Source organism: Suttonella ornithocola, assembly GCF_001889065.1.
Lineage (GTDB): Bacteria > Pseudomonadota > Gammaproteobacteria > Cardiobacteriales > Cardiobacteriaceae > Suttonella_A > Suttonella_A ornithocola.
Genome location: NZ_LWHB01000066.1, coordinates 1 through 13,575, shown reverse-complemented (window position 1 = coordinate 13,575; position 13,575 = coordinate 1). Strand labels below are relative to the sequence as shown.

Genomic DNA, 13,575 nt, shown 5'->3' with positions numbered 1-13,575 from the left:
GAAAAGATGTGGGCTTGGATTAAGCAAATACGCAAAGAATGGCGGATGGATTGTATTGATACTTTATTCTTTTATCTGCTTTGGATTGGGTTGGGCTTTAGATGATTTCACTATACAGTACTTGTGGATAATACGCTGTTTTCGAATTAGATATTACATTAACGCTGTATGTATTTTTTAGGAAATTGGCTATATAAAAGATTTTTCTGATTGACTTGATCCTGGTAAATTTCTTGCCGAAAGATAGCATACCAGCAGTTGATGGTATTGTGGTTTAAATTCAACAAAAGTGTTGTTTTGATTACGTCAATATCAATGCAAAAGCATTTTAAGCTTATATGCGCTTAGTTTGCTGTTATATTTAATTTTTCTAGACTAACAGATGATTCCTGCTAGTTTATAGCCTTACTTAAAAAGTCAAAAAATTGAATTTCTCCCATTTTGTAGGATTTTGCAAAAGTTTCTTTCTTTCTATCAATCATAAAAACTTGAGCACTATAAATCAAATCTTTGCAAGAATCTCAAAATGCTCTATTTTTATTACCCTACAAAGAAAGCCTACTGCTAACGCAGTAGGCTTTTCATTGATGAAAAGCTCATTAACTCGCGGTGCACTCGCCAAGAATATTTTCATCATTTTTTGCTGACAACACAGCTTTTTTACCTTTAATAAATAGTTGATAAGAATAATTAGGATCAACAGCTTTGTATAATACGCCTGATGCGCTCTTAGCTTCCGCTAATGGAATAAGCTCATCCATTTGGCTGATTACCGCATAATTTTTTTTGCCATTTTGGACGAAAACTACTTCTAATTTTTCATTACCAGAACAAAGATATACGGTTTTTGAAATAGCCTTATTCGTAGGCGCAGCCACAGCAGCCACACTTAATCCCATTAATAAACCTGTTAAGAATAATTTTTTCATAACATTTCCTTTGATTAACCAATAAACCTGTTTACTTCGTTGAGTAAACACAATAACTCTAACATAAAACCTCTTGGTTTTCTGCTGAACATATGGTTGGAAATCCAACACATGCTCCACGCCAAATAACGTCATATATTAGCAATAGGTTAAATTCATGCCCATAACAAAAATACGGTATCTTGTTGATAAAAAATCAATTAAGTAAAACTCTTCATAAAATAAATATATGAGACCTTTGCAAAATTCCGTTTCACACGAATTTTTATTACTAGTAGAAAAATTAACACCATGATTTTAATATATTTTTAAAATTACTCTATTTTTAGAGGTTTTGCAAAGGTCTCCATCTATCTTCACTATAGCTCGCCATTTAATTAGTCTCTTTCACGTAAGACTTGGCTTGGTGTACAAGAAAATTGGCGAACAAAAGCTGCTTGAAAGCTGCTTAGATGATGATAACCAACGAAATGCATCGCCGCATTCACTGTGGTAAAGCGGCGCGTCGCAAGCCCATCAAACGCACATTGTAAGCGCAATCGCCGAATCATAGCAGCAGGCGTTTCATCGGTGCGTAATTTAAAAAAGCGCTTAAAGTAACAATCATTTAATCCAACACGATGAGCAAGTTCTGTAATAGAGAGTGGTTGACAATAATTTTGATGAATAATATCAACTGCCTCATCAATTTGCGCCGCTTGTCGTTGAGATATTCGTGAAGGGATGGTCTGTTGTAAAACTTGCGTAGTAAGGGTTAAGGTAGCTGCTTCTAATGCCAAATGCGATAGTGCATGATTGCTAAAATTTTGTGCAAACAATGCTTGCGTGGCAGAAGTACGGTAACGTCCTAATCGACGTAGCTGTGTACCGCGATTCGGGCAAAGCTCAGCAGGTAATAGATTTTCTGCTTGCCAGCGGGCAAGGCGTTCGGGAGAAAAATCCAAATGTAGCGCACGCCATCCGCCCTGTATAGGAAGCGCAGATTCATGTACATCATCAAGAGTACCGCTTACAAGCCATACTTCACCAGCTTGTAAGGAAAGACGCTTAGTGTTAGAAAAACGAAGAGAATTTTGTCCTTGAACCATAAAAAATAGCGCCCAATTATGGTGAAAATATGGTAAATAACTGGCTCGTGGTTTATGGCTTTGTGCGCATTGACGAGCAAGTAGTAATTCATTGGCAAATTGATTAACTTGCCAATGCGCTTGCCAATGTGATGCTTGGCTATGTGCGTGAATATGCTGGCTATCGGCAGAAATCGCGCGCGTGCCATGATGATGACAGATAAGTTCCTGATAATCGGTAAATATGTGTTTAAGTGGACGCATAACAGTAAATCAGCTTAAATTATTTAGTAAGAACAAATGCTTTTATCTGAATTATTATGTTGATTACGCGATAAATTTGTTAATGATTTATTCACCAACAATCTCTTATAACTACTCATCATGGTTGCATTTAGTTTTATCATTCTCTAATAAAAAATAAAGGGTAATGGTTTGAAAAGTATGCTGAACTATAACCCAATAATTTTAATAACAATAAAATATCTAAATTTCAATATATTGGGGTGATATTCTTTTACAGAAATTACTCAGCATATTTTTCAAACCACTACCTATTTTTAAAACCCATTTAGAAAGACGTATTATTCTGTTGACTTGTAGTGCCTTTTTCTTTGAGCACAAAGCATCATCAAAGGCGCTAACGTACTCAGCCAAACTGCTAAATTCAGCGATAATCCTATACTCACTGCCACAACAGGCAAAGCACAAAGCAACAACGCCAAAAAACAACGTTTGTTTAAGCGCCGATGAACTGGGTCAATTAAATGGGAAATAAATAAAATGCCAGATAAGCTGAAAAAGACTGCCAGACTTAATATGCTTATTGCACTCAGCGCGGAAACCGAATGCCCCGTATGCGCCTGATGTGCATTGATCAGACTGTCTGCCAACAATTCTAAACCTGTCCCCACCACTGTTAAAGCGGCAAAAATTACATAATGTCCGTAAGCGGTCGGAAAAACCTGCCTGATAGCCGCATCCATCGAATGCAAACGCTCCTCCGGTAAATTAAAATATACCCACCATAACAGAAAGATAACCGCAAAACTGCCCAAACCTAAACTTAGGATAACTGGTAAAGACAAACTGTGTTCAGCAACAGCTGTTGCTATAGTATTGGTACTGCCCAAAATACCTTCACCCAAAACAATAATTACCAATAATCCGTAGCGTTCCGCCATATGATGACTATGCCACGGCGTGCGCCCGTAGCGCTCAGCCATCAGTGGCACAGATAGCTCACCAATCATCAAAATAGCGCTAAAAAGATATTCATAGCTTCTATCAGGCAATAAAAATAACCCAATCCAACCAAACTGCATCAATGACACACCAGCAGCATAAAACAATGCCGTTTTACGATATGCTGGCGCCTGCACCGCCACCCGCAACCATTGCATGACAAGCCCAATGCGCATGATACAATAGCCAATCAGCCCAATGCGGATATCTGCTGGTTCCTGAAAAAGACTGCTAATACCAGCTGCCTGAACTAATGAACCGAACATTTGGATAAACGTTGTTAAACGAAAAGACACATCATCGGTATCAAAAGCAGATGCAAACCAAGTAAAATTCATCCACGCCCACCAAATACAGAAAAACGCAAATAGATAATGAGCAGTGCCACTGATACCATGCCCAGCAGAAATCGCATGATGTAGCCCAGAAGCAGCAGCGCTGATAGCAACCACATAAATTAAATCAAAAAATAACTCTAACGGTGTTGCTACACGATGTGCTTCGTGAGGATTGCGCCCGCGCATGGGGCGTTGATAAAAGAAATTTTTAAGCATTTGCATAAACGAGACCTTTGCAAAATTCCGTTTTACGTGAATTTTTACTACTAGTAGAAAAATAACACTATGATTTTAATATGTTTTCAAAATTTAAAAAATTGAAACTTCCCTATTTTATGTTTTTTTGCAAAGGTCTCAATTTATCAAGCAATATTGCTTTATTTTCCAACCACTCATCAGCCGTCATGCTATAAAAAACCGTATCGCGAATACTACCGTCCTTTCGCAATGCATGACCACGCACAACCCCATCTTTCTTTGCCCCTAAACGCTCAATTGCCGCTTGCGAACGCGTATTCAAATTATCCGTTCGCCAACCAACCGTTAAACAATCCAGCACCTCAAAAGCATGAGTTAATAACAAAAATTTACACGTTGTATTCACTTCCGTACGCCAATACCGTTGACCATACCAAGTATAGCCAATCTCTACCCTTCTCACCTCTGGGCAAATATCATAATAACTCGTTGACCCAATCAGCTGATGGTGATAATACACCGCAAACGCAAAACGATTTGGCGTATTTAACGCCTTTGCAATATAGGCGCGCGCATTGTCTGGATGTGGCGCACTGGTTACGACCAACTTCCACAACTCACCATCTTTAACTGCTTCTGCCAACGCCTTTTCATCTGCTAATTCCAATGGCTTTAACGTGATATTACCCTTAGAAAGTGTAACAGGGGAAATAAAACTCATTCATACACCTCAAAAAAACATCTACTCAAAAGATTGATGCCAACGTAAATCTTAGCAAAATAAAAAATCCGAGAGACCTTTGCAAAATTCCGTTTTACACCAATTTTTACCACTAGTAGAAAAATCAACACCATGATTTTAATATATTTTCAAAATTTAAAAAATTGAAATTTCTCTATTTTATGTTTTTTTGCAAAGGTCTCGATCCATTAAAAACTTTCTAATATAGTATAGCCAACTTCCCAAAAAATGCATACAGTAATTTAAGATAAAATTATGTTTTAAATATAGATATTGAGTAATATTGTATGCACTTTTGAGAAGTTGGCTATAGCACTAAACTTTGCAATAAATTGATCTATTCATAAAATATCAGCCATTCACTCAAATCAAAAAATACAGGCCAAATCATGACCAGCACCCAACAACGCGCAGAACTCCAACGCCGCATCTGGCAAATTGCGAACGACGTCCGCGGCTCAGTCGACGGCTGGGACTTTAAACAATACGTACTAGGCACACTTTTTTACCGCTTTATCAGCGAAAACTTTGCCGATTATATGCAAAGCGGCGATGACAGCATCAACTATGCCGCATTAGACGACAACAACCCCGTATTAGCACAAATCAAAGACGACACCATCAAAACCAAAGGCTACTTCATCTACCCCAGCCAGCTGTTTCAAAACGTTGTTGCCAATGCCGCCCAAAACCCACAGCTCAACACCGACCTCAAAGCCATTTTTGACGCCATTGAAGCATCAGCAAGCGGATACGACTCAGAAGAAGCCATCAAAGGGCTCTTTGCCGATTTTGACACCACCAGCAGCCGTCTTGGCAACACCGTTGCCGAAAAAACAAACGCCTTAGCGACGTATTAAAAGGCATTGCCGAACTGAATTTTGGCAAATTTGCCCATAATCAAATCGACCTATTTGGCGATGCCTATGAATTTCTCATCTCCAACTATGCCGCCAACGCAGGCAAATCAGGCGGCGAATTCTTCACCCCGCAGCAAGTCTCCAAACTCATCGCCAAACTCGCCACACACGGAAAAGACCGCATCAACAAAATTTACGACCCCGCCTGCGGTTCAGGTAGCCTGCTGTTGCAAGCCAAAAAACAATTTGACGACCACATCATCGAAGAGGGCTTTTACGGGCAAGAAATCAACCACACCACCTACAACCTCTCGCGCATGAATATGTTTTTGCACAACATCAATTACGACAAATTTCATATCGCGCTGGGCAACACCCTCACCAATCCGCAGCTATCAAACAGCAAACCCTTTGATGCCATCGTCTCCAACCCGCCATACTCCATCAAATGGATAGGCGACGACGACCCCACCCTCATCAATGACGACCGCTATGCCCCCGCAGGCGTACTCGCCCCCAAATCCAAAGCCGACTTTGCCTTTATCCTGCACGCCTTAAACTACCTCTCTGCCAAAGGGCGGGCAGCCATCGTAACCTTCCCAGGTATTTTCTATCGCGGCGGCGCAGAACAAAAAATCCGCAAATATAGTCAAATCAGCTAAAAAACAGAACGTTATCTACCGCCAGAATGGCTAGATAAGGGCTATAGGATGTTTTGTTTTTTAGCTGATCGCACTATATCTGGTAGACAACAACTACATTGAAACCGTCATCGCTCTCGCGCCCAACCTATTCTATGGCACGACCATTGCCGTGAACATCCTCGTGCTATCCAAAGCCAAACCAGACAGCCGCATCCAATTTATCGATGCCAGCGGCGAAGAATTCTTCAGCAAAGCCACCAATAACAACATCCTCACCGATGCCCACATAGAAAAAATCCTCAACCACTTTGCCGACAAACAAGACATTGCGCACATTGTCAAAATGGCAGACGTAAAAGACATTGCAGCGAATAATTACAACCTTTCTGTGAGCAGCTACGTTGAAGCCAAAGACACCAGAGAAATCATTGATATTGCAGAATTAAATGAAGAAATTCGCCAAACTGTACACAAAATCGCCGCGTTACGGCAAAGCATTGACGAAATAATTGCGGAAATTGAGCAGTGAGCGAAATCATCCTATACACCGCCACAGACGGCAGCATAAAACTCAATGTAGCACTGAATAACGAAACCGTTTGGCTGAGCCTTGAGCAAATGGCTAAGCTATTTGACCGCGATAAATCCACCATCTCCCGCCACATCACACAAGAAGCATTGCGCTATATTCAAAATAGGTATCTGAAAGAAACGGTGATCAAGCTCCCCAACCAAGCCAAAGCCAAACGTTTTTGGAACTATCCCTTTGAAGCCATTGAAGAAGCGGTAGTGAATGCCGTTTATCACCGCTCCTATGAAATTCGAGAGCCGATTGAAATCCGCATCAATCCAGACAGCATAGAAGTGCTAAGCTATCCAGGGCCTGATCACTCCATCCGCTTAACTGGCTTGCAAAATGGCAAAGCCGTCAGCCGCCGATACCGCAATCGCAGGATTGGCGAATTTTTAAAAGACCTTGAACTCACCGAAGGACGCTCCACAGGCGTGCCTAAAATCATCCACGCCATGAAAAAGAACGGCTCACCTGAGGCGAGCTTTGAAACAGATGATGAACGCAGTTACTTCTTGATTCATTTACCGATTCATCAAGAAGCGAAACAGACAGAACCAGACACCGACCTAGACAGCCCCCTAGATCAGGCAAGCCCAGTAATTCGCCTGCTGCATTTGCTCACGCAAGAAGCACAAAGCAGCAGCCAACTGATGCAACAGTTGAATATTCAACATAAACCGCATTTCAGAAAAAGCTACCTTAGCCCCGCCTTAGAGCAAGGCTTGATAGAAATGACGCTGCCTGAAAAACCTACCAGCCGGCATCAGCAATATCGCCTAACCCCGAAAGGCCGAGCTTATTTAACGCAACAGAATAAGGATAAATAATGGAAACAAACACTTTTTTAGACAAATTATTACAAGGGGCAGAAGTGGAATGGAAAACATTGGGGGAGGTGGTAGATTTGCAAAGAGGGCGAGTAATATCAAAGCAATATTTATCCGAAAATACAGGAAATTATCCTGTTTATAGTTCTCAAACAGCTAATAATGGAGAAATTGGACGTATTCAAACATTTGATTTTGACCAAGAAGCTGTTACTTGGACAACTGACGGAGCGAATGCTGGAACTGTTTTCTACCGTTCAGGCAGATTTTCAATTACAAATGTTTGCGGGTTAATAAAGATTATAGATATTCAGAAGTTAAATTATAAGTTTATATTTTATTGGCTTAGTATTGAAGCAAAAAAACACGTATATTCAGGTATGGGAACCCCTAAGCTAATGAGTCATCAAATGGAAAAAATCCTAATCCCCATTCCCCCCTTAACGGTGCAGCGTAAAATTGTCGAGATACTCGACAATTTTACGGAGCTTACCGCAGAGCTTACCGCAGAGCTTACCGCAGAGCTTACCGCAGAGCTTACCGCAGAGCTTACCGCAGAGCTTACCGCAGAGCTTACCGCAGAGCTTACCGCAGAGCTTACCGCAAGGCAAAAACAATATCACTATTATCGCGATAAATTACTCACCTTTGGCGATGAAGTCGAATGGAAACCGCTGGGGGAGATTACATTACCAACACAAAATATTAAATGGGCTAATACAAGTAGAAGTTATCAATATATTGATTTAACATCAGTTGATAAAGAAAGCCATAATATTGGAGAAACAATAGAAATATCTGCTTCAAATGCACCAAGTAGAGCTAAAAAAATAGTGAAAATAAATGATATTATTTTTGCAATAACTCGCCCAACACAACAGCGAACGGCATTAATTACTGATGAATATGACGGTGAAATTGCAAGTACAGGTTATTGTGTTTTGCGAGCAAATGAAAATAGAGTTTTACCACAGTGGATTTACTTTAATATGTTATCTTCTCGTTGTAAAAGTTACTTAGAAGAAAATCAGAGCGGTTCTGCTTATCCTGCAATTTCAGATACAACATTGAAAGAATTTTCAATCCCCATTCCGCCTCTTGCCGAGCAAGCGCGTATTGTTGCCATTTTAGATAAATTCGACACGCTCACCCATTCCATCACCGAAGGCTTGCCCCGTGAAATCGAGCTCCGCCAAAAACAATATGAATATTATCGAGATTTGTTGTTGTCGTTTGAGAGATAAATATGGAATTCTTATTTAGAATACTGTTATCTGCTAGTTCGGTATCTTTATTGCCAATTATTTATTATATAAAAGAGAGAAGAAATGTATTTTCAATTCTAATAGGATATGTTAAAAATCATAAATTAAATTTTATGTTAAATGATATATGCCTAATTGCTTATTTTTTAATCCCACTATTACTAGTATCTGTAGTTTTTATGTTAATTCCAAAGCTAAGCAAAGATGATATCAATAATAACAATATTGTTGATATAGAAAATCAAGTAAATCATTTCCTACCAACTTATTTAGGATATATCTTTATTGCTCTTAGTATTTCAGATGATTTTATGTTATGGATAATATTTTTTATGGTTTCTTTATTCACATTTATATCTCAAGATAATTATTTTAACCCTATCTTTTTATTGTTTGGGTATAAATTCTATAAGATAAAAAAGTCGGATGGATTTTCTTATCTATTAATTAGTAAGTTGCCAATAAAAAAAGCTAGCGATATAGAAGAAGGTTTTGTATATAGAATTAATAATTATACTTTTATCCAGAGGTAATATATATGAATTACATTTTAGGTAAAATCCCCAGAAAAAAGCTGCTTTATAAAGTTACTTCAAGTAATGATGTAGCTTATAAAGATATTGCATTTAATAATGAAAATTATGTGAATTATAGCCCAGACCATAATTTAGATGAAGAGTGCTGGTTTAAGATTGACAGTTTTAGCAAGCAAGAATTTTTTCTTAATTTTTTGATTAAAGAATTTGATTCCAAAGAATTAGACACACTAAGCAGAGAGCAATTTAAGCATCTACAGTATTTGTGTTCAATACAAAGTAATAAAGAAATCTTTTGCTTCCAGAAGGTTACACCTTCATTATTTTTAGAAAGACAATCAATTATTTACATAGGAGATTCAGCTAAATTAGAAGAAGCCAATAACCGTATCTTAATAAAACAAGAGCCTGATGCGGTCTATTTTAAAAATCAGGATATTTTAATTTTTAAGTATTTGCCTGTCATTTCCAGTATTTTTAAGGGGATAGATACTCTTTACAAAGAAGCAACAGCACAAGAAACAACAGATTTTCTTAGCAATTCTTTTATCAAGCTAAAAGATTTTGATTCAACTAAAGTAGGTAAGCCTAATAGAAAGAGAATTGCAATGGCAATGGCTTCATTAGGGAAGTTTGATGATAATATGAAATTGCAGTTATTTGATTATATTAATAATTACTGCTCTTCAAAGTTAAAATTTCATAAAGATGAATTAGCATTTGAAATTTCTACAGATGAGGAGCTTAAGTTTTTATTATATGGAATAGAGCAAAGATTTTATACCACACTACTTGGTAATGAAAAAAGATTAGCGAATTCTGTTATAGATATTAACTAAATTTTTAAATAAAGCTAAGCCTGTTCCACTACAAAATAAGCAAATTTTTAACATCATGAATATGACCGAACAAACCGCCCCATTGCTGAAACCAATCATTTTATTGTGCTCGATAGTTACACCAAGATTGAACAGCCAGACAGCTATCAAACCGAAGCCGATTTAGAACAGGAGCTTATCGCTGATTTGGAGCGGCAAGGCTATGAATATCGCAAGGATTTAAACAGCCATAATAAGTTATTAGCAAATATTCGCCAACAGCTAGAAACTTTAAATCAGGTAGCCTTTACTGATGCAGAATGGCAGCGATTTTTAACGGAATATTTGGATAAGCCGTCTGATACGCTGATCGATAAAACCGAGAAAATTCATCATAATCATATTTATGATTTTACTTTTGATAATGGGCAGATTCGCAATATTTATTTGCTGGATAAAAAACAAATCCACCGCAATCGCTTGCAAGTGATTAACCAATTTGAACAGACTGGCACAGCTGCCAATCGCTATGACGTTACGATTTTGGTGAATGGTTTACCGCTGGTGCAAATTGAGCTGAAAAAACGCGGTGTTGCCATTCGTGAGGCATTTAATCAGGTGCATCGCTACAGCAAAGAGAGCTTTAATGCCGAAAATTCTTTATTTAAGTTTTTGCAGATTTTTGTGATTTCTAACGGCAGCAATACCCGCTATTTTGCCAATACCACAAAACGCAGTAAAAACAGTTTTGATTTTACGATGAATTGGGCGCGGTCAGATAATACGCCGATTAGAGACTTAAAGGATTTCACCGCCACTTTTTTGCAAAAAAATACGTTGCTTTCGATTTTGGTACATTATTCGGTGTTCGATGTGAATCAAACGCTGCTTTTAATGCGACCTTATCAAATTGCGGCAACGGAACGGATTTTGTGGAAAATCAATAGCTCCTTTCAGATGAAAAATTGGAGCAATACCGAAAGCGGCGGTTTTATTTGGCACACCACAGGTTCAGGCAAAACGCTGACGAGCTTTAAGGCTGCCCGTCTTGCCACGGAATTGCCTTTTATTGATAAGGTGTTTTTTGTGGTGGACAGAAAAGACCTTGATTTTCAAACGATGAAAGAATATCAGCGTTTTTCGCCTGACAGCGTCAATGGCAGCAACAGCACGGCAGGCTTAAAACGCAATCTCGAAAAAGAGGACAATAAAATCATCGTTACCACCATTCAAAAACTGAATAATTTGATGAAAGGTGAAGACCGCCTGCCTATTTATGACAAGCAGGTCGTGTTTATTTTTGATGAATGCCACCGTTCGCAATTTGGCGAAGCACAGAAGAACTTACGGCGGAAGTTTAAAAAGTTTTATCAGTTTGGCTTTACGGGTACGCCAATTTTTCCCGATGAAATCGATGCCGATGGCAATATCCTTTCCAAAGGCAACGCCTTAGGGGCGCAAACCACCAGCAGCGTGTTTGGGCGGCAGCTGCATTCTTATGTGATTACCGATGCGATTCGTGATGAAAAAGTGTTAAAGTTTAAGGTGGATTACAACGATGTTCGCCCTAAATTTAAAACACTAGAGCAGGAGCAGGACGAACAAAAACTATCAGCAGCGGAAAACCGTCAAGCGTTGTTGCACCCTGAACGTATTCGTGAAATCACCCAATATATTTTGGATAATTTCCGCTTTAAAACGCACCGCTTAAATGCTGCGGGTAAGGGATTTAATGCCATGTTTGCGGTGAGCAGTGTGGAGGCGGCAAAGCTGTATTATGAGTCATTTAAACAATTACAAAAAGACAGCGAGAAACCGCTGAAAGTTGCCACCATTTTTTCTTACACTGCCAATGAGGAGCAGGACGCACAAGGCGATATTGCCGATGAAGGTTTTGAAATAGAGGCAATGAATGCATCTGCTAAAGAATTTTTAAGTGCCGCACTCAAAGATTACAACGTTTATTTTCACACCAATTTTGATTTGAGCAGTAAAGAATTTCAAAACTATTATCGGGATTTATCGAAACGGGTAAAAAAATCAGGAAATTGATTTGCTGATTGTGGTGGGAATGTTCTTAACGGGTTTTGATGCCCCCACGCTGAACACGCTATTTGTGGATAAAAATTTGCGTTATCACGGCTTGATGCAGGCATTTTCTCGCACCAACCGCATTTATGATGCCACTAAATCTTTTGGCAATATCGTAACTTTCCGCGATTTAGAGCAGGCAACCATTAATGCCATTACGCTATTTGGCAATAAAAACACCTATAACGTTATCTTAGAAAAGAGCTACGAAGAATACTTAGAAGGCTACGCCGATCCGCAAACAGGCAAAGCAATGCGTGGCTATATCGAAATTGTGAGCGAACTCAATCAGCGTTTTCCCGACCCCGATACTATTGAAACAGAAGCCGATAAAAAAGCCTTTGCTAAGTTGTTTGGGGAATATTTGCGGGTAGAAAATGTGCTGCAAAATTATGATGAGTTTACGGCGCTAAAAGCCTTTCAGAAGATTGATGCGAGTGATGCCGAAGCATTGGCAGCTTTTCAGACGGCTCATCATTTGAGCGATGACGATTTGCAGCAATTACAATCCACGCCTGTGTTATCTGAACGCCGTGCGCAAGACTTACGTTCCGTTTATAACGATGTGCGCGATTGGCTGCGCCGCCAAAAAGAAAGCGGTCAGCAAGAAAACTCAAAAATAGACTGGAGCGATGTGGTTTTTGAAATTGACTTGCTGAAATCACAAGAAATTGACTTAGATTATATTCTAGGGCTGATTTTTGAACAGCATCAGCAATCTGCCAGCAAAGCCCAAATCACAGAGGAAATCCGCCGTGTGATTCGTTCTAGTTTGGATAATCGCGCGAAAGAAAGCTTGGTGGTGGACTTTATCAATCAAGCCGATTTTGATGAAATTCCCGATAAGCCTGCGATTATTGATGCGTTTTATCAATTTGCCCGCGTGGAGCAAAAACGGGAATTGGACGCACTCATTGCTTCAGAAAATTTAAATCAAGAAGCAGCAAAGCGTTATATTGCGGCTGCACTGAAACGGGAATTTGCCAGCGAAAACGGCACAGATTTAAATGCCATGCTGCCTAAAATAAGCCCGCTTAATCCCAAATATTTAACTTTAAAGCAGACCGTGTTTGAAAAAATTGCGGCGTTTGTGGATAAGTTCAAAGGCGTGGGCGGAGATTTGAGTTAAAAAGCAATTCGTAAGCGTATCAATTCTTCTTCATTCTTTATCTGTATGAAGAAGGATTTTTTATGATTGTGCGGCGCAGCGTTGTTTTGAATTTGTCTTTCTATAGCTAAATGTCTTTAACTCGCATACGGCGTTAGCTTGTTTTGCCGTACTGAGGTTAGCTGTCTATGATTTGTCAGTTTGTATGCAAGCTAACCCCATTCAGCTATAGCAGGGCTCCCGAAAAATGCATACCGTACTTGTAGATAGAATACTGTTTCCAAAGTAGATATGAGTTAACGTTGTATGCATTTTTTGAGAAGCTGGCTATAG

At 39.1% G+C, this 13,575-nt stretch carries 11 protein-coding genes and 1 pseudogene; 8 read left to right on the top strand and 4 right to left on the bottom strand.

Annotation, left to right across the window (positions count from 1 at the left end; genetic code table 11):
* Positions 1 to 599: 599 nt before the first annotated feature.
* From A5N85_RS05715 to A5N85_RS05700, 4 genes are all read right to left on the bottom strand, one after another.
* Positions 600 to 929: an MliC family protein gene (locus tag A5N85_RS05715; protein ID WP_072576371.1), complete on the bottom strand. Its 330-nt coding sequence runs from the start codon at positions 927 to 929 to the stop codon at positions 600 to 602.
* A gap of 377 nt (positions 930 to 1,306) precedes the next feature.
* Positions 1,307 to 2,260, bottom strand: a complete 954-nt coding sequence (locus A5N85_RS14600) for a helix-turn-helix domain-containing protein (RefSeq protein WP_084601660.1) — start codon at positions 2,258 to 2,260, stop codon at positions 1,307 to 1,309.
* Positions 2,261 to 2,580: 320 nt separating this feature from the next.
* Complete coding sequence (locus tag A5N85_RS05705; protein WP_084601659.1) at positions 2,581 to 3,801, bottom strand: low temperature requirement protein A; 1,221 nt, start codon at positions 3,799 to 3,801, stop codon at positions 2,581 to 2,583.
* Positions 3,802 to 3,907: 106 nt separating this feature from the next.
* Complete coding sequence (locus A5N85_RS05700; RefSeq protein ID WP_072576370.1) at positions 3,908 to 4,498, bottom strand: GNAT family N-acetyltransferase; 591 nt, start codon at positions 4,496 to 4,498, stop codon at positions 3,908 to 3,910.
* Between the two features lie 410 nt (positions 4,499 to 4,908).
* Here A5N85_RS05700 and A5N85_RS16075 point away from each other — a divergent pair, with 410 nt between their 5' ends.
* The 8 genes and pseudogenes from A5N85_RS16075 (at position 4,909) to A5N85_RS17215 (ending at position 13,263) form a co-directional block, all read left to right on the top strand.
* The gene (locus A5N85_RS16075) at positions 4,909 to 5,379 is read left to right on the top strand and encodes a type I restriction-modification system subunit M N-terminal domain-containing protein (RefSeq protein ID WP_211268082.1); all 471 of its coding nucleotides are present in this window, start codon (positions 4,909 to 4,911) and stop codon (positions 5,377 to 5,379) included.
* A gap of 5 nt (positions 5,380 to 5,384) precedes the next feature.
* A complete protein-coding gene (locus A5N85_RS16070) occupies positions 5,385 to 6,041 on the top strand; it encodes a type I restriction-modification system subunit M (RefSeq protein ID WP_211268084.1) in 657 nt (218 codons plus the stop codon).
* 64 nt (positions 6,042 to 6,105) lie between these two features.
* Positions 6,106 to 6,552: an N-6 DNA methylase gene (locus tag A5N85_RS16065; protein ID WP_211268085.1), complete on the top strand. Its 447-nt coding sequence runs from the start codon at positions 6,106 to 6,108 to the stop codon at positions 6,550 to 6,552.
* A complete protein-coding gene (locus A5N85_RS05690) occupies positions 6,549 to 7,424 on the top strand; it encodes a Fic family protein (protein ID WP_072576369.1) in 876 nt (291 codons plus the stop codon). The genes A5N85_RS16065 and A5N85_RS05690 overlap by 4 nt, the downstream gene beginning before the upstream one ends.
* Complete coding sequence (locus A5N85_RS05685) at positions 7,424 to 8,668, top strand: restriction endonuclease subunit S (protein ID WP_072576368.1); 1,245 nt, start codon at positions 7,424 to 7,426, stop codon at positions 8,666 to 8,668. Before A5N85_RS05690 ends, A5N85_RS05685 begins: the two co-directional genes overlap by 1 nt.
* A gap of 2 nt (positions 8,669 to 8,670) precedes the next feature.
* Positions 8,671 to 9,222 carry a hypothetical protein gene (locus A5N85_RS05680; RefSeq protein ID WP_084601658.1) on the top strand — a complete coding sequence of 184 codons (552 nt, stop codon included), beginning with the start codon at positions 8,671 to 8,673 and terminating at the stop codon, positions 9,220 to 9,222.
* Positions 9,223 to 9,227: 5 nt separating this feature from the next.
* On the top strand, positions 9,228 to 10,064 hold the full coding sequence (locus A5N85_RS05675) for a hypothetical protein (RefSeq protein WP_072576366.1): 837 nt from the start codon (positions 9,228 to 9,230) through the stop codon (positions 10,062 to 10,064).
* 81 nt (positions 10,065 to 10,145) lie between these two features.
* A pseudogene (locus A5N85_RS17215) lies at positions 10,146 to 13,263 on the top strand (type I restriction endonuclease subunit R).
* Positions 13,264 to 13,575 lie beyond the last annotated feature (312 nt).